This window comes from Acinetobacter sp. ANC_7503 (assembly GCF_056780035.1).
On sequence record NZ_JBWYJA010000004.1, the window covers coordinates 140,602 to 160,049 of the forward strand.

Here is a 19,448-nt window from a genome sequence, read left to right on the forward strand (position 1 = left end):
TTATGTCCTCTCCTCAGAAATCAACAAAGAAAAAGAACAGCAAGACATCCTTTAAACCTAAAGCGCTTTTACTCATTATTGCAGGCCTAATGTTGCTTGCAACCATGATTCTATCTACAAGTCTATGGAAGGATTATCCTGTAGAGGGTAAAAAGCAAATGCTCGCGATTAATCATGGTGATACTTACTCACAATTTATTGATCGTTTAGCTCAAAATAAACAAGTTTCATTTCCCATTATTTTAAAGATTTATCAACGATTGATGATTCATGACAGCATGAAAGCTGGAGTTTATGAAGTTAAAGAGGGAATGAGTGTCCGTCAAGTTCTAGACATGATTTCGAATTCTGAAAATGCACAACTGAATCGAATTTTGGTCATTGAGGGTACAACATTTAAGCAGTTAAAAAATGCACTCAAAAATGATGAATTGGTGACGAAAGAGCTGGTTCATTTGAGTGATGCAGAAATATTAAAGGAATTGAATATTCCATTTTCACATCCAGAAGGTTTATTTGCGCCTAATACTTATTTTTTTGCGAAGGGTGAAACAGATCGTAAAATTTTAACTGATTTGTATCAACATCAGATGAAGGCACTAGATAAAGCCTGGGAAAATCGAGCTTCTGATTTGCCTTATAAAAATAAATATGAAGCGCTCATCATGGCATCAATTATTGAGAAAGAAACCAATGTTGATCATGAGTTAGATAAAGTCTCAGGCGTATTCGTTCGTCGATTAAAAATAGGTATGCGTTTACAAACTGATCCAACCGTAATTTATGGCATGGGCGATCAATATACGGGCAACATTACCCGTAAAGATTTAAGAACGCCGACACCATATAACACATATACGATTTACGGATTGCCACCAACACCGATCGCATTACCAAGTGATAAAGCGATCGAAGCGGCAATGCATCCAGATCATTCTGACTATATTTATTTTGTGGCGACTGGAAATGGAGGTCACAAATTCAGTACCAATCTAGATGACCATAATCGCGCTGTTCAAGAATATCTTGCTGTGATTCGATCTAAAAAATAAGGGGTAAAATAGACGTGTTTATTAGCTTTGAAGGCACAGAAGGTGTTGGTAAAACGACATTGATCCATAAAATTCGTGACTACTTCCTTGAGCAATCAAAGCAAGTTGTTCTAACTCGTGAACCAGGTGGTACTCCGCTCGCTGAGCAAATTCGTTCCGTACTTCTGACGGTGAATCATGAAGAAAGAATGAGTAATGATACTGAACTATTATTGATGTACGCAGCTCGAGCGCAACATTTGCAACAAGTCATAATACCTGCACTTGAAAATGGTTCGATTGTGTTATGTGACCGATTTTGTGATAGCAGTTTCGCGTATCAGTGTGCAGGTCGTGGATTAAGCCGTGAAAAATTAGCGCTTTTAAACCAAAACTTTGTCCTAAAAATGCCAGACCTGACATTTTGGTTGGATGCTCCGACAGAACTCGGGATGCAACGAGCACGAGCGCGTGGAGCATTGGATCGGTTTGAACAAGAAAAAGCAGCTTTTTTTGAAAAAGTACGTGCAGGATTTGCTGAATTGCATCAGTTAGAGCCGAATCGTGTTAAGCGTATTGATGCAACACAAAGTCCTGAGCAAGTATTTAATGATGCAATTGAACGAATTAGTTCATGGAAAGCTGAGCATAAGTGCTAATTAAAAAAGCAAATATGATTTATATTGAGTCATTGTTTATGGAAAAACGATTAGACTCAATATGATCAGTAATAAAGAAGAAATATTCAAATTCCTACAAACCGAATTTCCACAAAGTCTCCAAAAATGTGAAATAGTGTCAGTAGAGCCACGTGGTGCTACAGTCATTTATCATGTTGATGAAAATGATTTAAGACCTGGAGGGACAGTTTCAGGTCCGACCATGATGACAGCAGCCGATTATGGATTGTATATCGCAATACTGGGAGAAATTGGTATTGTAGGTCTTACAGTGACGACCAATATGAATATAAACTTTCTTAAAAAACCGAAAGGTGGTTGTGACATCAAAGGTGTTTGTAAATTAATGAAAGTTGGCAAAACTCTAGTTGTCGGAGAGGTTTACTTGTACTCTGTTGGGAATGATGAGCCGATAGCTCACGTTACTGGAACTTACTCAATTCCTCCCAAAAGGGCATAAAAAAGCGAGTATGAACTCGCTTTTTTTATTTTGAACTTAAACCTCAACTAAAGGTGTTTCCACTTCAAAATTTGGTGGGGTGAGTACGGTTTTTCGTAATTCTTGCGAAGGCTCAGGATAGTCCAAGGTATAATGTAATCCGCGTGATTCTTTTCTTTGCATCGCACAACGAATAATCATCTCAGAAACGAGTACAAGGTTACGTAGCTCAATTAGATTTTTACTGACATGATAATCTTGATAATATTCGGTGATTTCATGTTTCAGCATTTCAACGCGATGTAATGCACGTTCTAAACGTTTGGTCGTTCGTACAATACCTACATAGTTCCACATGGTCTGACGTAACTCATCCCAGTTTTGCAAAATGACAACGTCTTCATCAGGATTCATGACTTGAGAAGCATCCCATTCAGGGACTTCATAGTGATCTATAATATTTTGATGTTGATCTTGAATATGCTTTGCTGCACTCATACCATATACAAAACATTCTAAAAGTGAGTTACTTGCCATACGGTTAGCGCCATGTAAACCCGTATAAGACGTCTCACCAATCGCATATAGACCTTGAATGTCCGTTTGACTATGTTCATCTACTACTACACCACCACAGGTGTAGTGCGCTGCTGGCACAACTGGGATCATATCTTTGGTAATATCAATACCCAGCTCGAGTAGGCGAGCATACAACGTAGGGAAGTGCTCTTTAATGAACTCAGGAGATTTGTGGGTAATATCTAGCCATACATGTCGTATACCCAATCTTTTAATTTCGTAGTCGATAGCTCGAGCTACAATATCGCGTGGTGCTAACTCAGCACGTTCATCGAAACGGAGCATGAAGCGTTCGCCATCAGGTAAACGAAGATAAGCGCCTTCACCACGCATTGCCTCAGTAATTAAGAAGGAACGTGCTTGAGGATGATATAAGCAGGTTGGGTGGAATTGATTAAATTCCATATTGGCTACGCGGCATCCAGCACGATATGCCATTGCAATACCATCGCCTGTAGCGATATCAGGGTTAGAGGTATATAAATATGCTTTCATGGCACCGCCACATGCCAGTGCAGTAAAAGGTGCTAAGAAAGTATGCACTTGCTCGGTTTGCTCATCTAAAGCATATAAGCCCAAAGCACGATTTTCCTGATTCAAATGACCTAACTTATGCGCTGTAATGAGGTCAATCGCAATGTAATTTTCAAAGATGTGAATATTGTTTTTTTCTTGTGCCCGTTCAACTAAAGTGGTTGAAATTGCTTTCCCTGTTGCATCTGCGGAATGAATAATGCGGCGCTGAGAATGCCCACCTTCACGTGTGAGATGCAAGTTATCTTCATCATCTAGTGTGAATTTAACACCTTGTTTCAGTAAAAAATCAACAGAGGGTTTTCCTCCTTCAACCGTGTGTTGAACAGCTTGTTTTTCACAGAGATAAGCACCTGCAATGAGCGTGTCATCAATATGTTGTTGAATAGAATCAGCCTCATCAAGAACAGCTGCAACGCCTCCTTGTGCATAATACGTGCTGGCATCTTTCAAATGAGATTTTGCTAACACTGCGATATTAAAATGATCAGGTAATGAGAGTGCTAGACTTAAACCCGCACCGCCACTGCCCACAATAATCACATCAAATTGATACGCACTTGTATTTTTCGGCATTTCCATTCGCAAACTGAATTTTAAAAGTGCGTTAATATGGCTCTTTTTTAAAGCAAAATTCAAGAGTTTGATTGATCAAATTTTTTTTTATGCACTTGAACTATTAGTTTTTAATCATATTTTAAGTAAAGTATTGTTTTCTATTAATATAGAAACATTTATTTACGCACAGAGAATTTTGATTGTGCTAAAAATTATTTTATCCAAGAATCATAAATGAGAGTTCACTTAACATGAAAAATCGCGTTATAGCATCAGGGCTTTTTGCTGCAGTCTTTACTGCGGCAGTGCAAACTCAAGCGGCGGCTACTGTTGACTTTTCAAATCTTGTAGAGCGAGTAAGTTCGGGTGTCGTCAGCGTGAATGTTGTTAAGAAAATGACACAAGAAGAAATTCTTCAACAACAAGTACCTGAACTACTGAAACGATTCTTCGGCAATCAAATTATTATTCCACAGCGCCAAGCTCCTCAAGAGAAAACGGGTTTTGGAAGTGCATTTTTTATTAGCCGTGATGGTTACCTGATTACCAATCATCATGTTGTAGAAAATGCTTCACAAATCACCATCATGTTAAATGATCGTCGCGAGATTGATGCCAAAGTTATTGGTAGTGATGAACGTACTGATGTGGCATTACTGAAAGTTGAAGGTACGAACTACCCAGCACTTTCGACTGGGAATATCGACCAATTAAGAGTTGGAGAACCTGTTCTTGCCATTGGCTCACCGTTTGGTTTTGAATACTCGGCATCTGCGGGGATTGTCAGTGCCAAATCAAGAAATATGTTGGGTGAAACATCAGTTCCGTTTATTCAAACTGATGTCGCGCTAAACCCTGGTAACTCTGGCGGGCCATTGTTTAATCAACAAGGTCAAGTGATTGGTGTGAACTCTCGTATTTTCAGTGGTACTGGCGGATATATGGGATTGTCTTTCTCCATTCCAATCGATGTGGCGATGGATGTGGCGGATCAATTAAAGAAAAATGGTAAAGTCAGTCGCTCATATCTTGGTGTTCATTTACAAGAAATTGATCGTAACCTTGCAGAAGCTTATAAGTTACCGAAACCTGAAGGTGCTTTAATCACAGAAATTGCGCCAAATTCCCCAGCAGAGCGCGCTGGCTTAAAGCAAAATGATATTATTTTGAAATACAACGGAACTGCAATTTCAAGAACGAGTGAGCTATTAAATTACTTAAATAGAACACAGCCAAATCAAAAAATTCAGCTAGAAATCTTGCGCGATGAACGTGTACGTACGATTTCAGCAACACTTGCATCAGCACCAGATGAAACACCAGCACAAGCGCAAAATGTAAGTGAAGCTAAAAAACGTGGACCTACATTAGGTGTTGCGATACGCGAACTTGCACCTGTTGAAAAAACACGCCTTGGTGTTAAAGGTGGTGTCTACATTCAAGAGGTTGTACGCGGAGGTTTGGCGGCACAATCTCGTATTATGGCTGGTGATGTGATCACCTCGATTAATGGTAAGAATGTAAGTACAACACAAGATTTTGTGGAAGCGGTGGCTAATCTTAAAACGAATACAGTTGCACGAGTGGGTATCATCCGTGAAGGGCGAAATGCCATGATCGGATTAAGAATCAAGTAAACATGAATTGAATAAAAGGCCTTGCGATAGCAAGGTCTTTTTTATTTAACCCTAAAATTATACTAAAATCTTTTCGAATGTTGATGATGAATACGCAATACAAGGGAATACAGTGAGTACAATCTTTGACCTTAAAATAAAAGCAACAGCACAAGACATTGATATTTTAGGTCATGTGAATAATGTGGTGTATGTAAAATGGATGCAAGATGTTGCAACAGCACATATTGAACAATTGGGTTTGGGGGTTGAGCAATATCTAGAACTCAAACATGCCATGGTTGCTGTTGAGCATCACATGAATTACAGAAAGGCGTGTTTTGAAAATGATGAAATTATTTTAAGAACTTGGCTTAATGATTTGAATGCGATGTATTCATTCCGTCAGTACGCTTTTTTTAGACCTTCAGACCAATCATTATTATTTGTGGGAAATACCAAATGGGCCTGTGTAGAGATTGCGACAGGCAGACCTAAACGATTATCGCCAACATTTACTCAAGCTTATCAGCCTATTTCTGAGGTATTAAATCCTTTGGATTTCACTCAAGATTATTCTTTACCCGCTAACTAAAGAATTGCTTGAGTCGGACGAATTAAATATTTCACCACATGGTGTTCATTATTATGAATACTTTGAAAAATCCATCTGCTATAATCGTCCGCAATTTGTTAAACAGCTTTTGCTATGTAGTTTTTATTTCATGCATAGCGCAATTTATTGTTCAAGGTAACCCATGGCGCAAGCTAAAAAATCCGTAAATATCAAAAATATACGTAACTTTTCGATCATTGCTCACATTGATCACGGGAAGTCAACTTTAGCTGACCGTTTTATTCAGACCTGTGGTGGTTTGCAAGATCGCGAAATGCAAGCGCAAGTTCTAGACTCAATGGAGCTTGAGCGTGAGCGCGGGATTACCATTAAAGCTGCATCTGTGACGCTTTATTATACACACCCAAATGGCGAAGAATATCAACTGAACTTTATTGATACACCTGGGCACGTTGACTTCTCATATGAGGTTTCGCGCTCGCTTGCTGCTTGTGAAGGTGCACTTTTAGTTGTTGACGCAGCTCAGGGTGTTGAAGCTCAGTCAGTTGCAAACTGTTATACAGCTATTGAGCAAGGTCTTGAGGTTCTTCCAGTACTTAATAAAATTGATTTACCTCAAGCTGAACCAGAGCGTGTTATTCAAGAAATTGAAGACATTATCGGAATTGAAGCAACTGAAGCACCTACGTGTTCAGCTAAAACTGGATTAGGAATCGAAGGTGTTTTAGAAACACTTGTGAATACCATTCCTGCTCCGACGGGTGACCGTGAAGCGCCGCTTCAAGCTTTAATTATTGACTCATGGTTTGACAACTATCTAGGTGTTGTATCCTTAGTTCGTATTAAGCAAGGTCGTGTGCGTAAAGGCGATAAAATGTTGATGAAATCAACAGGTCAAACGCACATCATTACCTCTGTCGGTATTTTCAATCCTAAACATACAGAAACTGATATTTTAGAAGCAGGTGAAGTCGGCTTTGTGATTGCTGGTATCAAAGATATTTTTGGTGCGCCAGTTGGTGATACGATTACACTTGCTACAACGCCGGAAGTAGAAACTTTACCTGGGTTCAAAAAAGTTAAACCACAGGTATATGCTGGTTTATTTCCAATTGATTCGAGTGAATTTGAACCTTTCCGTGAAGCATTACAAAAACTGCAAATTAACGATTCAGCATTATTCTTTGAACCTGAAAGTTCAGATGCATTAGGATTTGGTTTCCGTTGCGGTTTCTTGGGTATGCTGCACATGGAGATTGTTCAAGAGCGTTTAGAGCGTGAATATGATCTAGACCTGATTTCATCGGCACCGACTGTAATTTACGAAGCTGTCATGAAGAGTGGTGAGACAGTTTATATCGACAGTCCATCAAAAATGCCAGATGGATCTACTGTAGAAGACCTTCGTGAGCCGATCGCAGAATGTAATATCCTTGTGCCACAAGAATATCTTGGCAATGTAATGACGTTGTGTGTTGAGCGACGTGGTGTTCAAAAAGATATGAAGTTTATGGCAAACCAAGTAGCCATTACATTTGAGATACCAATGGCTGAAGTCGTGATGGATTTCTTTGATAAATTGAAATCATGTTCACGTGGTTTTGCATCATTAGATTATAACTTCATCCGTTTTGAGTCTTCTTCTCTTGTAAAAGTAGATGTCTTGATCAATGGTGAAAAAGTTGATGCATTGGCAATGATTTGTCACCGTCAAGATGCGCGTCATCGTGGTATTGCACTTGTAGAAAAAATGAAAGATTTGATTCCTCGTCAAATGTTTGATGTGGCGATTCAAGCTGCGATTGGTGCTCAAATTATCGCGCGTTCAACAGTAAAAGCAATGCGTAAGAACGTATTGGCAAAATGTTATGGTGGTGACGTTTCACGTAAGAAGAAACTTCTCGCTAAACAGAAAGAAGGTAAGAAACGTATGAAGCAGGTGGGTAGTGTAGAAATCCCACAAGAAGCTTTCTTAGCTGTGTTAAAAGTAGAGCGATAACAACAAGGAATATCCCATGGATTTTGATTTTAACCTCATTCTCGTACCTGCAACCCTAATCTTTTTTGGATTGTGGTTGCTGGATAAATTGGTGCTCAAACAAAGAGCAACCAAAGGAAAAGGGAATGAAAATTTCATTATTACATGGGCATATGATTTTTGGCCTGTACTTGCAGTTGTGTTAGTGCTGCGTTCATTCTTCTTTGAACCTTATAATATTCCATCTGAATCCATGGTTCCGGCATTGGAAACAGGTGATTATATCTTGGTGAACAAATATCAATATGGTGTTCGTTTACCGATTAGCAACACCAAAGTGTTGAATGTCAATGAGCCTGAACGTGGTGATGTGGCGGTATTTAGATATCCACCAAACCCATCAATTAGCTATATTAAGCGTATTATTGGTTTACCTGGTGATCATATCGTTTTTGAGAATAATCAATTAACCATCAATGGTGAAAAAGTTGTAACGGAATCGACTGAATTTAATCGTGAAAAAGATGTTTCAGACACGCCAAATTCAATTTATCATTATGAAACTTTAGGTGATCATAAGTATTTGGTTCGTAATTTGGAAGGTCAAAACCCGATTATTGCGCATTTTAATTATGCACAAACCAAACAAGATCTTCCTTATGTTGCCACTGCGAATGATCGCTTTGTAAGAACAAATGGTCAAAGCTGGGAAGTAACTGTTCCGAAAGGATATTACTTTGCCATGGGTGACAACCGTGATCAGAGTGCTGATAGTCGAATCTGGGGATTCGTACCTGAGGCAAATTTAACAGGACAAGCAATTTATGTATGGATGCATAAAGAAGCTGGTTTGAAATTGCCATCATTCAGTCGTAATGGTCAAATTCAGTAATCTTCAAATATATGGATAATAAAAAATGCGTAACACTCAACGTGGTGCATCGTATACAGCGATTTTATTAGGGGTAATTGTTGCGGCATTTGGACTTAAAGTGCTCGTAGCATTGTGGCAGCCTTATTGGGATGACCGACTAATCAATCAATTGATTGAAGAGCAAGTTGCAATCAGCTCAAAGGCGACAACACCACAACAGTTTGCTTCAACAATGGGGCAGAAATTTAGCATGAACAATATCCGTGACATTGAGTTTAAAGATATTGCGACTGTCAAATCTAAACAAGGTTTACAAGTGACAAAGAAATATGAAGTAAGAAAGCCATTCTTATTTAATATTGATTTAGTCCTCACATTCGAGAAAAGTTTTGATCAAAGGTCAGTTCAAAGTAAGTGATTCTCGCTTACTGAGTCGCATCGGTTATCAGTTTAAGAAAATTGAATTACTTCAACTTGCATTGACACACCGATCGGTTAGCCATAAACATAACTATGAACGCCTAGAGTTTCTAGGCGATTCATTGTTAGGAATGATTATTGCCAATTACCTTTATCATGCTTATCCACATGAAAACGAAGGTCGTCTGACGCGTATGCGAGCTACTTTGGTTCGACAAGAAGCGTTAGGCAAAATTGCAACAGATTTGAAACTTAGTCAGAGTTTAATACTCAGTACTGGTGAATTAAAATCTGGTGGTCATCATAGAGAGTCGATACTCGCTGACACAGTCGAAGCGATTATTGGTGCAATCTATACTGATAGCCAAGATTTAAAGTTGTTAGAATCAATTGTGTTGAAATGGTATGAACCTTATTTAGATCATATTGAACCAACAGATCAATTGAAAGATCCTAAGTCCCGTTTACAAGAGTATCTTCAAGCTCGTAAAAAACCTCTCCCAGTGTATGAGGTTGTTGATATTCAGGGTGATGCACCAAACCAACATTTTAAAGTGGAGTGTATGGTTGAAGGCTTGCCAAAATGTATGGGTGAGGGTTCAAGTCGTCGTTTTGCTGAGCAAGCAGTAGCGGCGGAAATTTTAAAATTTTTGGAGCAAAAGTCTTCATGACTACTCATTCCGATCACATCGATGCTGATCACGAGTCGCAAGACAGCGGCAATGATTTAATTAATCAATTTTTTAGTTCTCAAGGTACTACAATTCCCTCAGACTACAAAAGTGGCTTTGTAGCAATTGTAGGTCGTCCGAATGTAGGTAAATCTACATTAATGAACCATATTTTGGGTCAGAAGCTTTCGATTACGTCACGTAAGCCTCAAACAACTCGACACAAGATTGTGGGTATTGATACGCGTGAGAAATCTCAGGCAGTATTTGTTGACACCCCTGGAATGCATAAGAAAGAAGTCCGTGCTATCAATAAAATGATGAATCGTGCAGCTCATTCAGCCTTGCGTGATGTAAATCTTGTACTATTTGTTGTAGACGCTGACAAATGGACTCAAAATGATGAATTAGTCCTTGAGAAGCTCAAAAATGCCGAAATGCCTGTCATCTTGGTCATTAATAAATTGGACACATTTGAGAATAAAAATCAGGCATTACCACTAATTCAAGAACGTACTAAATTAATGAATTTTGCTGAGATCGTTCCGGTATCGGCATTGCGTGGCGCTAACCTTGATCATCTTCGAGATACGATCGAAAAATACTTACCGTTTCAACCACCATTGTATGCACTAGATCAACTCACAGATCGTTCTGAACGCTTCTTAGCTTCTGAAATTATTCGTGAAAAAATCATGCGTCAACTGGGTGAAGAGCTTCCATATGATTTAACGGTTCAAATTGAATCGTTTAAAACAGAAGAAGCGACTTTAAATGAGAAAACTGGTCGTATGAAGCCTGCTTGTACCTATATTGATGCTACGATTTTTGTTGATCGCCCTGGGCAAAAAGCGATTGTCATCGGTGAAAAAGGATCAAAGTTGAAAAAAATTGGTATGGATGCACGTGCTGATATGGAAAAAATGTTCGAAGAAAAGATCATGCTCACCCTTTGGGTTAAAGTCAAAGGCGGTTGGTCTGATGATGAGCGTGCATTAAAAAGCCTAGGGTATAGTGATATCTAAGGATTAAACGGTTATAGGAGCTGATGATGATGAAGATGGTTGCGATAATTGTATGTGCTTTGGTTTTACAAGGTTGCATTCATAAAGTTGTCACAGTTCCTGTAAAAGTTGCGTATAAAACCACCAAAGGAGTCGTCAAAGGTACTGCAGCAGTAGTTGGGGCCGTTATTCCCGATGGTAATGATGATGAAGAAGAAGAACTAAAGAAAGATAAATAATAAGATTAGTCGATGCGAAATGAACTTTTGCATGGATACTTAATCCATCATCGAAAGTATCGAGAGCGGAGTCATATTGTCCATTTATTCACTGAAGAGTATGGACGAGTTGACGGCATACTAAGACAACCTCCACCACCGCAGTATCAGCCTATCGCACTTCAAGCGACAGGAAAGTCTGAATTAAAAAATTTCACAAAATTAGAAATTGTTAATCATCCCATTTTTTTTCATGGTGATGCATTCTTTTCAGGATTTTATTTAAATGAAATCTTATTGAGATTATGCCCATTAGAAGAGGCAATGCCAGATACTTTTGCACAGTACCACAAGACATTAGAAAGTTTACAAAAATTAGCTCAACATTCAAATCCTAACGAATTCTTGAAGCAAATTCTTCGTCAATTTGAATACGTACTTCTAGAAGAGCTTGGTTATGCGATTGATTACTCGATAGACGCACACCAAAATGAAATTTTAACTTCACAAAAATATCAATTTCAATTAAACGAAGGCTTCATACCAGTTCAGTATTCAAGTGCCGCTACACTGACAGGTGAGCAAATTCGAAGCATGTTAAATTATGAAAATGGTACAGATTTCAATGCTGAACAGTTACAATTACTGAATAAATTATATCGTCAAATGATTACTTCATTATTGGGTGATCGCCCACTAAAAAGTCGTCAATTGTGGATTCAAAACGCTCAATCAAAATCAAATTAGGAAAATGTTATGGCTGCATTGCTTGGTGTGAACATTGATCATGTTGCAACTCTAAGACAGGCTCGAGGCACACGCTACCCGGATCCAGTACAGGCAGCACTAATTTGTGAAGAGGCAGGGGCTGAAGGCATTACATTACATTTACGTGAGGATCGTCGTCATATTCATGATGATGATGTCCGTCGCATGCGCCCTGTACTTAAAACACGCATGAACCTTGAAATGGCAGTGACAGATGAGATGGTGGCATTTGCTAAAGAAATAAAGCCGCATCACGTGTGTTTTGTGCCTGAAAAGCGTCAAGAAGTCACGACCGAAGGTGGCTTAGATGTTGTTGGTAATTTTGAGGCTGTTAAGTCTGCTACACAGGAATTAGCAGCGATTGGATGTGATGTATCGTTATTTATCGATGCTGATATTGAACAAATTGATGCTGCAATTGCCTGTGGTGCGCCAACTATTGAGATTCATACAGGTGCTTATGCAGATGCTGAAACAGAAGAAGCACAGCAGGTAGAGTTACAACGTATTATCCGTGGAGCAGAATACGCTGCTGCTAAAGGCTTAGTTGTAAATGCTGGACATGGACTCAATCTTGACAATGTTGCTCCTATTGCAGCAATTCCTCAAATACACGAATTGAATATTGGACATGCTCTGATTGCCGATGCTGTTTTTAAAGGACTTACGCAAGCAGTTCAAGATATGAAAGTAGCAATTAAAGCTGCACGATAAGACTGATGAGTACTATGTCAAATATTGATTATGATGAATTAATGAAGCCTGTCATAGGCTTCCTTGGTTGTGAAACTCCACAAGCTTGGTTAGATGAGGCTGTAAATAATCTTGATATTTTGATGCAAGATCATGCAAACTGTGAAAAGAAAGCAGCCAGTACAGCCATGAATCTCATGTTTAGATACAGCTTTTTTGTAGATTTACAAGTCAAGCTCGCTCAATTAGTGCGTGAGGAAATGCTGCATTATGAGCAGGTTTTAGAGTTTATGAATAAGCGCGGGCAGCAATGGGTTGGTTTAAGTGCTGGGCGTTATGCGGGTGGCTTACGCAAAGAAATTCGAACGTATGAACCAGAAGCGTTGATTGATGTTTTAATTATTGGTGCGTTTGTGGAAGCACGCTCATGTGAACGTTTTTATGCATTAGCGCCTAGAGTCGATGAGGAATTAGGGCGCTATTATCGCTACTTATTAAAATCTGAATCACGCCATTACGAGGATTATTTGGCTCTAGCTCTAGATGTGGCTAAGACTGCGAAATTGAAAGATCCTGAGGAGGATATTCAAAGTCGTATAGAGCACATTCGTGAAGTTGAAAAGCAACTCATCTTAACACCTGATGAAACCTTCCGTTTTCACAGTGGAGTTCCAGTAAAAGCAGCTTAAAATATGGTTGAGAAAATCCTCCCAAATGGGGGATTTTTTTGGCATAAAAAAAAGCCCAAGTCTTAAATGCTTGGGCTTTTTAGTATTTGGCTCTCCAACCTGGGCTCGAACCAGGGACCTGCGGATTAACAGTCCGTCGCTCTACCGACTGAGCTATTGGAGAATCTGAATGCGATTATAAGGGGATTTAAGATTGGGTCAAGTGTAAATTGCCATACAATTGTCACTTTTGAGCCGCATGTTGTTTATTTGCTCAAATAAAATGTTTTTTTTAAATTTACTTGCCAATTTAGAATGAGCTTGTTAGATTTATTTAACAACAGAGCGCTTGAAACAGAGTTTTAAGCAGTGTGGATTTATACCAACTTGCCAGCACTAAATGGCTAAAATAGGAGAAAGCGAATGAATACGCTTACCATTTCTCAGATCTTTTCTAATCTTGAATTTTATAAACAAAATTACCTGTCTATCTTAAATTCGCCTAGTTCTTATTTCATTGAAGTAGAGGGCGCGGTAATTGATGTATTTCCTTTTAAAAAACATCATCTGGTTTTGGGTGAGCTATTACAGCTGTGGTTTTCTGAAAAATGGTCTGTTGATTACGATCAATCATGCACGCTTGAACAATATTTGGCAGCAAATGACTTAACACCTAACTTAAATAAACTCTATATCTACTCCATAAAAGGGAATGCCATTCTTGGCACGAATAAATCGTTTGCTTGGGTAAATGAGTCGAATGCGGTGAGCGAGATTTTATTAAAGTCACCACTCAAATATTATGTTGAATGCTTAAGTTGTTCTCGTCCTTCAAAGCACTTGTTTAATAAACAGCTTGCAGTTTAGGCAAATTTTCACAAGTCAAATCTGAAATTGTTGAATAAATTGTTTCTTTAAAACATAGTCAAACTTAGCTTGTGTTATTTTATCTTTAATTTAGTAGGGTGAATTGGTGTTTCTAGAAGTTTTTTTTATTAATTAAATCCTATATTGTGGTTGCTTAGATCGGTTTTATCTTCTATATGATGGTGCAAAGCATATCTATAAATGGGATTTTCAGTGATAAATATGATGTTTCAGATTGAGCTATCGATACTATGAATAGTGTTTAAATTTCAATATTTTCAATATTCTATTTGGATCACTGATGGATCATGTTTGGATAGCTTTAAAAAAACCTCCGACGTTTATCCAATCCTAAAAGCACACTTTGTTCGATTCAGTGAACGATCGTATTAACCAAAAGGTTTTATGTTGAGTATTGGGTTATGTAGGTGCATGAAGGGGTTTAGATTTAAGCAAAAAAAACCCGCGAAAATCGCGGGTTTTTGATCTGATTAATTTATCAGATTATTTTTCAGCTGCGATAGAAGCAATTGCTGCATCTACGCCTTCGATTGAGTCAGCTGCTTTTTTGATACGTGCAAGCGCATCAACCAATACTTCATCTGCTGTTGCATATGAAATACGCATATAACCGCCTAAACCGAATGCATCACCAGGAACAACCGCAACACCAGTTTCTTCCAATAACCATGCAGAGAATTCTGTGCAAGATTTTAAACCTTTTGCACGGATCAATGGACGAATGTTTGCATAAGCATAGAATGCACCGTCAGCAGGTAAGCATGTAATGCCTTTGATATCATTCAAGCCATTAACAACTAAATCATGACGGCGTTTGAAAGCTTCAATCATTGGTTTAAGTACATCTTGAGGACCATTCAATGCAGCTTCTGCCGCAACTTGCGAAATTGAAGTTGGGTTAGAAGTAGATTGTGATTGAATTTTCTTCATTGCGCCGATTAATTTAGCAGGACCTGCTGCATAGCCGATACGCCAACCTGTCATTGCATATGCTTTAGATACACCGTTGAGAACGATTACGCGATCGTAAAGATCTGGTGCAACTGTAGCAATGTTATAAAACTCGTCGTCCCAACGAATTGGTTCGTACATATCATCAGAAGCAACATATACTTCAGGATATTTACGAAGAACTTCAGCTAATGCTTCTAATTCTTCTTTGGTATAAATCATACCTGTTGGGTTAGAAGGGCTGTTTAAAACAACTAGGCGAGTCTTATCAGTAATTGCAGCTTCTAATTGAGCTGGTGTGATTTTGAAACGTTGTTCTTCACCACATTTAACAATAACTGGCACACCTTCTGCAATGATCACCATATCTGGATAGCTTACCCAGAATGGAGCAGGGATGATTACTTCATCGCCTTTATTTAACAATGCAAGCGCAAGGTTAAAGAATGATTGCTTACCGCCACAAGAAACGAGAATCTGGTTAGCAGCATAATCAAGGTTATTATCACGTTTTAATTTAGCGATAATTGCTTTTTTAAGACCTGGCGTACCGTCAACTGCGGTGTATTTAGTAAAACCGTTGTTAATCGCTGCAATTGCTGCATCTTTGATGTGTTGTGGTGTATCGAAATCCGGTTCGCCTGCACCTAAACCAATAACGTTTTTACCAGCAGCTTTAAGTTCTGCAGCTTTATTGGTCACAGCAAGCGTTGGGGACGGTTTGATGGCATTGACACGATCAGAGAGACGTACGTCCACGGCAGTATTCCTTCTTATAGGGATTAAAAAATAAAAAGCACACTATCTTAGCTTAAATTGAATGTTTTAGTCGTCCAATATCTAGGCAAATTAGCAAAAAATCACGAAATTCATCGAATTTTAATGCAATGATACATATCCATATTAAACAACGTGGGTCGCATAAAAAAACAAATTTCCGTACAATAGCGTTAGATTGAAATGAGTGGTCTCAAATGAGTTCGGAAAATTCTCCCAAAAAGAAGCCTGTAGTGAATCTTCCATTTCCTATCAAGCAAGTGAATGACGCAAAGCAAGCTGATGAAGAAATCGAAGATCTACGTCCAAAGCCTCAGCGCTATGCTGATCGCACATGGATGCCGCCACGTGGTACACGTCGCTCAATGGGTAAAAGATAAAAAAATAGGTGCTTTAAGCACCTATTTTTTTGTGGGAAAGAATTACACGTAACTTAAGCTTTGATCTAGAGTCAGTAAGTTGAATGTAGAACCGTCTTTAAATACGATTGATTCAACTTGATGTGCTTCACCTTTTGCCCAATCTTTAATAGTGATTTGATCAGCAGAATCTTTAAGTTTGATGATACGATCATTCCCAGAGTCTTGAACGAGTAAATCATCAATTGCGATACCAGCACCAAATTGAATGGTATCTTGACCACCTTTTTCATAGATTGTATCTACTCCAAAGCCTTGATCAAAATAGTATGTCTCGTTACCAAGATCGCCATACAATTTGTCGTTACCAATACCACCATTTAAGATGTTAATTAGACCCCCGTTTGCGATTAAGGTGTCATCTCCAGCGAGGCCTTTTAATTCGTTATTTACGAATTTGCTACCTGTGATAATGTTGTCAGATTGGTTACCCGTACCACTTTGTTGAATTTCTGATCCAGCAATCAAAAGTTCTTTGATTGGATTGATCAGCGTAAGGTTTTCAATATTTTCGGTTAATTGATACTGATCTGCAGAACTAATGACAGTGTCTGTACCTTCATAGTTGTGTTCAAGTACGAAGTCATATTTTGATTGTACATAATAGGTATCGTCACCACGACCACCTACGAGGACATTGATGCCTTCACCACCTTTTAGAATGTCATTGCCCCAACCACCAAAGAGCAAGTCATCACCTTTACCACCTACAAGCGTATCGTTGCCGACACTGCCTTTAATGATGTCATTACCATCTTTACCGTTTAAGGTACGTCCGAAAACTGAGTAAGTGGTAATAATGTTGGTGTTAGGGTTAAATAAGTTTGTCGCTACTGCTACAGAACCAGCCAAATCACCTGCATATGCGTAAGCAAGTTGAGTCAATGTATTTACAAGTTGATCACGTGAAGAGAAGCCATCATCAAATATTTCACCTTTGATGAATTGTCCAACGAAGTTTAAGCCCTCAGTCACGATCTGATTCACAACATCAAAGATACTCGCACCAGCTTTTAAGTTGGCTTTAACTACATCACCCAATAGCTCTAAATACCAAGTAAACGGACGGCTATCACCACCATTCAATTGTGAAGTATCAACACCTAAATAGTGATCAAGAATACTTAATGGTGTGATACCTGTCCAATCACCTAGCTCGCCACCCAAGTTTTCAAGAGCTTGAGTTGCATCCATAAGTACCAATCCAAACTTACCATCAGAGCTTGGTAAATATCCTGCTGGAACAACAGTCTCGCCATCAGCATTTTTAACGCCATTCAAGAAATTGTCAGCTAAAGTTTTGATCAATACATTTGATGCTTGCCAGAATTGTTCATCCGTAATATAGATGCCTTTATCTGCGAGTGATTTACCTGTTCCTAAGCGAACATATTGATAAAGGAAGCTCTGAGGATCAGCTATTGCAACAGCTTCAGCAACTTTTAACCAGTTTTTAGTACCCTGATCAACTGCGTCATTTGATGCTAAATCTTCTTTGATCACGGTATAAATAGGGCGCCAGAAATTTTTACCTTGTAAAGAACCAGTCGAGATAAACTTGTTATATAGTTCTTGAACTTGTTTAAATGCAGATTCACTTACGCGGTAACTGAATTGATTGTCAATTTTGTAGAATTTAGGACGACCGTCATCTGATGGATTAGATTGATCTGGTTGTTTTGGTTGCCCCCATTCTCGATCAAAATGTGAGTCTGAAGGTGGAAGAGTGGCACCAATATCCTTACCAATATTTACGATAATGTCTGAAATTTGATCAATGATTGCATCACCGGCTTTATGAATTTCTTCGAAACCAGGAATGAATTTATCACCAACTTTAACCAATGGCGCAACGCTATCTAATAAATCATTCACGATGCCATCTTTGCCGATAATCAAATTACCAACCAGCTCACTTGGAATTTTTAAAATTGAATCAAGGCTAAGTTCGCCATCTTTCCATTCATTTTTGTGGTGTGTATCTTTTGCTTCTACATTTGAGCCGAGGGCCTCACCAGCACCACTGAGTAAATTCGATGCTGCATCGATAATGCGGTCACCTAACTCATGAACAACTTCAAATGGTTTACCAAGTAGAGCATTACCTGCTAGGCCAATAGGCGAAGCCACATCTAAAACTGTATTGACTAAATTTGCTGTCGTGACTAAACCATTACCTAGTAACTGAGCTGGAATAGAAAGTACTGAGCTAAATTTGAAATCAGGAACATAATCGAAAATAGGTTCAAGTGCATTTTCAACTTGATTTGCAACTGTATTCACAATTGATTTTAGGTTTTCAGTAGCTGATGGAAGCTCTTGAGACCATTCATTATCATAATGGGTATCTTTAGGTTCAATTGTCCCGCCAATCGCTGAGCCAATGTCATGAGCCACATCAGAGACAGCATCAATAATCGTATCACCTGCTTTATGAACAACATCAAAACCAGGGATAAGCGCATTTCCTGCAATAGCAATCGGTGCAGCAGCATCAAGAATATCATTGGCAATATTGGTTGCACCGATAATGGTGTTTCCAATTAAATCCCCAGGAAGGCTTAAAATGTTATCTAAGCTGAGTTCTTTGTCTTCCCACTCATTTTTATGATGAGTGTCATTCGGTTCGATGGTTGCACCAAGTGCTTTACCCACTGAATTCACTGCATCTGAAGCTGCATCAATAATTTTATCACCAAGTTCGTGCACTGCTTCGAAAGGTTTGCCAAGTAAAGCATTACCTGCTAAACCAATAGGAGATACTACATCAAGAACAGTATTCACAGCATTGGTGGCAGCGATTAGACCATTACCAACGAGTTGAGCTGGAATTGAGAGAACTGAACTTAATTTAAAGTTAGGTAAGTAATCGAATGATTTATAATTGAACAAAGCCATTGTTATAGTCTCTTATAAAAATAAAGTGTTTTTAATCATTGTTCGTGATTAAAGTGTGATGAGAATCACATTTTATTAATTTAAAATCAATTGCTTTTGTTAGACAAGATCATGAATTTTTTGTCATAATTTAATGAAAAATATAGTAAAGCTTATATGAGAACTAAATAAGATTGATTTTTAAAAAAAAAACACCAGTGCAATGAC

Annotated in this window: 19 protein-coding genes and 1 tRNA gene; 16 read left to right on the top strand and 4 right to left on the bottom strand. The window is 38.6% G+C overall.

What is annotated here, in order from left to right; genetic code table 11:
- Window positions 1–2 precede the first annotated feature (2 nt).
- The 3 genes from mltG (at window position 3) to AC1M9M_RS06975 (ending at window position 2,171) form a co-directional block, all read left to right on the top strand.
- Window positions 3–1,052 (top strand): endolytic transglycosylase MltG, encoded by a 1,050-nt coding sequence (gene mltG, locus AC1M9M_RS06965; RefSeq protein WP_481595968.1) that lies wholly within the window; start codon window positions 3–5, stop codon window positions 1,050–1,052.
- 14 nt (window positions 1,053–1,066) lie between these two features.
- Window positions 1,067–1,690 (top strand): dTMP kinase, encoded by a 624-nt coding sequence (gene tmk, locus AC1M9M_RS06970; protein ID WP_180028439.1) that lies wholly within the window; start codon window positions 1,067–1,069, stop codon window positions 1,688–1,690.
- A 61-nt stretch (window positions 1,691–1,751) separates the two neighbouring features.
- Window positions 1,752–2,171: a PaaI family thioesterase gene (locus AC1M9M_RS06975; protein ID WP_481595969.1), complete on the top strand. Its 420-nt coding sequence runs from the start codon at window positions 1,752–1,754 to the stop codon at window positions 2,169–2,171.
- 36 nt (window positions 2,172–2,207) lie between these two features.
- On the opposite strand, the gene nadB is transcribed toward AC1M9M_RS06975, so the two are convergent.
- Window positions 2,208–3,839: an L-aspartate oxidase gene (gene nadB / locus AC1M9M_RS06980; RefSeq protein ID WP_481595970.1), complete on the bottom strand. Its 1,632-nt coding sequence runs from the start codon at window positions 3,837–3,839 to the stop codon at window positions 2,208–2,210.
- A 233-nt stretch (window positions 3,840–4,072) separates the two neighbouring features.
- Here nadB and AC1M9M_RS06985 point away from each other — a divergent pair, with 233 nt between their 5' ends.
- The 11 genes from AC1M9M_RS06985 (at window position 4,073) to AC1M9M_RS07035 (ending at window position 13,329) form a co-directional block, all read left to right on the top strand.
- Window positions 4,073–5,458, top strand: a complete 1,386-nt coding sequence (locus AC1M9M_RS06985) for a Do family serine endopeptidase (RefSeq protein WP_481595971.1) — start codon at window positions 4,073–4,075, stop codon at window positions 5,456–5,458.
- A gap of 112 nt (window positions 5,459–5,570) precedes the next feature.
- Entirely contained in the window at window positions 5,571–6,032 is a 462-nt protein-coding gene (locus AC1M9M_RS06990; RefSeq protein ID WP_481595972.1) for an acyl-CoA thioesterase, read from the top strand.
- A gap of 163 nt (window positions 6,033–6,195) precedes the next feature.
- Window positions 6,196–8,013 (top strand): translation elongation factor 4, encoded by a 1,818-nt coding sequence (gene lepA, locus AC1M9M_RS06995; protein WP_035267184.1) that lies wholly within the window; start codon window positions 6,196–6,198, stop codon window positions 8,011–8,013.
- A 16-nt stretch (window positions 8,014–8,029) separates the two neighbouring features.
- Entirely contained in the window at window positions 8,030–8,884 is an 855-nt protein-coding gene (lepB, locus tag AC1M9M_RS07000) for a signal peptidase I (protein ID WP_481591419.1), read from the top strand.
- Window positions 8,885–8,909: 25 nt separating this feature from the next.
- Window positions 8,910–9,284 carry a DUF4845 domain-containing protein gene (locus AC1M9M_RS07005; RefSeq protein WP_035267180.1) on the top strand — a complete coding sequence of 125 codons (375 nt, stop codon included), beginning with the start codon at window positions 8,910–8,912 and terminating at the stop codon, window positions 9,282–9,284.
- Window positions 9,256–9,957 carry a ribonuclease III gene (gene rnc / locus AC1M9M_RS07010; RefSeq protein ID WP_035267179.1) on the top strand — a complete coding sequence of 234 codons (702 nt, stop codon included), beginning with the start codon at window positions 9,256–9,258 and terminating at the stop codon, window positions 9,955–9,957. The genes AC1M9M_RS07005 and rnc overlap by 29 nt, the downstream gene beginning before the upstream one ends.
- A complete protein-coding gene (gene era, locus AC1M9M_RS07015; protein ID WP_035267178.1) occupies window positions 9,954–10,982 on the top strand; it encodes a GTPase Era in 1,029 nt (342 codons plus the stop codon). The genes rnc and era overlap by 4 nt, the downstream gene beginning before the upstream one ends.
- A 26-nt stretch (window positions 10,983–11,008) precedes the next feature.
- Window positions 11,009–11,200 carry an NF038104 family lipoprotein gene (locus AC1M9M_RS07020; protein ID WP_481595973.1) on the top strand — a complete coding sequence of 64 codons (192 nt, stop codon included), beginning with the start codon at window positions 11,009–11,011 and terminating at the stop codon, window positions 11,198–11,200.
- 12 nt (window positions 11,201–11,212) lie between these two features.
- Window positions 11,213–11,926 carry a DNA repair protein RecO gene (recO, locus tag AC1M9M_RS07025; protein ID WP_481595974.1) on the top strand — a complete coding sequence of 238 codons (714 nt, stop codon included), beginning with the start codon at window positions 11,213–11,215 and terminating at the stop codon, window positions 11,924–11,926.
- A 9-nt stretch (window positions 11,927–11,935) separates the two neighbouring features.
- Window positions 11,936–12,661 carry a pyridoxine 5'-phosphate synthase gene (pdxJ, locus tag AC1M9M_RS07030; RefSeq protein WP_481591421.1) on the top strand — a complete coding sequence of 242 codons (726 nt, stop codon included), beginning with the start codon at window positions 11,936–11,938 and terminating at the stop codon, window positions 12,659–12,661.
- A 14-nt stretch (window positions 12,662–12,675) separates the two neighbouring features.
- Window positions 12,676–13,329: a MiaE family protein gene (locus AC1M9M_RS07035; protein ID WP_481591422.1), complete on the top strand. Its 654-nt coding sequence runs from the start codon at window positions 12,676–12,678 to the stop codon at window positions 13,327–13,329.
- A gap of 87 nt (window positions 13,330–13,416) precedes the next feature.
- Here the strand turns inward: AC1M9M_RS07035 and AC1M9M_RS07040 are convergent.
- Window positions 13,417–13,492: transfer RNA gene (locus AC1M9M_RS07040), tRNA-Asn, on the bottom strand.
- A gap of 239 nt (window positions 13,493–13,731) precedes the next feature.
- On the opposite strand from AC1M9M_RS07040, the gene AC1M9M_RS07045 reads away from it, so the two are divergent.
- Window positions 13,732–14,175, top strand: coding sequence for a hypothetical protein (locus AC1M9M_RS07045; RefSeq protein ID WP_481595975.1), 444 nt, complete (start codon window positions 13,732–13,734; stop codon window positions 14,173–14,175).
- 504 nt (window positions 14,176–14,679) lie between these two features.
- Here the strand turns inward: AC1M9M_RS07045 and AC1M9M_RS07050 are convergent.
- Window positions 14,680–15,906 carry a pyridoxal phosphate-dependent aminotransferase gene (locus tag AC1M9M_RS07050; RefSeq protein ID WP_035265512.1) on the bottom strand — a complete coding sequence of 409 codons (1,227 nt, stop codon included), beginning with the start codon at window positions 15,904–15,906 and terminating at the stop codon, window positions 14,680–14,682.
- Between the two features lie 215 nt (window positions 15,907–16,121).
- Here AC1M9M_RS07050 and AC1M9M_RS07055 point away from each other — a divergent pair, with 215 nt between their 5' ends.
- On the top strand, window positions 16,122–16,304 hold the full coding sequence (locus AC1M9M_RS07055) for a hypothetical protein (RefSeq protein ID WP_179997905.1): 183 nt from the start codon (window positions 16,122–16,124) through the stop codon (window positions 16,302–16,304).
- Between the two features lie 42 nt (window positions 16,305–16,346).
- On the opposite strand, the gene AC1M9M_RS07060 is transcribed toward AC1M9M_RS07055, so the two are convergent.
- Window positions 16,347–19,241, bottom strand: coding sequence for a calcium-binding protein (locus tag AC1M9M_RS07060; RefSeq protein ID WP_481595976.1), 2,895 nt, complete (start codon window positions 19,239–19,241; stop codon window positions 16,347–16,349).
- Window positions 19,242–19,448 lie beyond the last annotated feature (207 nt).

What these genes read in the sequence shown, in the direction of transcription:
- mltG (WP_481595968.1), top strand. Translation starts at nt 3, where the DNA reads ATGTCCTCTCCTCAGAAATCAACAAAGAAAAAGAACAGCAAGACATCC.
- AC1M9M_RS06975 (WP_481595969.1), top strand. Translation starts at nt 1,752, where the DNA reads ATGATCAGTAATAAAGAAGAAATATTCAAATTCCTACAAACCGAATTT.
- nadB (WP_481595970.1), bottom strand. Translation starts at nt 3,839, where the DNA reads ATGCCGAAAAATACAAGTGCGTATCAATTTGATGTGATTATTGTGGGC.
- AC1M9M_RS06985 (WP_481595971.1), top strand. Translation starts at nt 4,073, where the DNA reads ATGAAAAATCGCGTTATAGCATCAGGGCTTTTTGCTGCAGTCTTTACT.
- lepA (WP_035267184.1), top strand. Translation starts at nt 6,196, where the DNA reads ATGGCGCAAGCTAAAAAATCCGTAAATATCAAAAATATACGTAACTTT.
- lepB (WP_481591419.1), top strand. Translation starts at nt 8,030, where the DNA reads ATGGATTTTGATTTTAACCTCATTCTCGTACCTGCAACCCTAATCTTT.
- AC1M9M_RS07005 (WP_035267180.1), top strand. Translation starts at nt 8,910, where the DNA reads ATGCGTAACACTCAACGTGGTGCATCGTATACAGCGATTTTATTAGGG.
- era (WP_035267178.1), top strand. Translation starts at nt 9,954, where the DNA reads ATGACTACTCATTCCGATCACATCGATGCTGATCACGAGTCGCAAGAC.
- AC1M9M_RS07020 (WP_481595973.1), top strand. Translation starts at nt 11,009, where the DNA reads ATGATGAAGATGGTTGCGATAATTGTATGTGCTTTGGTTTTACAAGGT.
- recO (WP_481595974.1), top strand. Translation starts at nt 11,213, where the DNA reads ATGCGAAATGAACTTTTGCATGGATACTTAATCCATCATCGAAAGTAT.
- pdxJ (WP_481591421.1), top strand. Translation starts at nt 11,936, where the DNA reads ATGGCTGCATTGCTTGGTGTGAACATTGATCATGTTGCAACTCTAAGA.
- AC1M9M_RS07035 (WP_481591422.1), top strand. Translation starts at nt 12,676, where the DNA reads ATGTCAAATATTGATTATGATGAATTAATGAAGCCTGTCATAGGCTTC.
- AC1M9M_RS07045 (WP_481595975.1), top strand. Translation starts at nt 13,732, where the DNA reads ATGAATACGCTTACCATTTCTCAGATCTTTTCTAATCTTGAATTTTAT.
- AC1M9M_RS07055 (WP_179997905.1), top strand. Translation starts at nt 16,122, where the DNA reads ATGAGTTCGGAAAATTCTCCCAAAAAGAAGCCTGTAGTGAATCTTCCA.
- AC1M9M_RS07060 (WP_481595976.1), bottom strand. Translation starts at nt 19,241, where the DNA reads ATGGCTTTGTTCAATTATAAATCATTCGATTACTTACCTAACTTTAAA.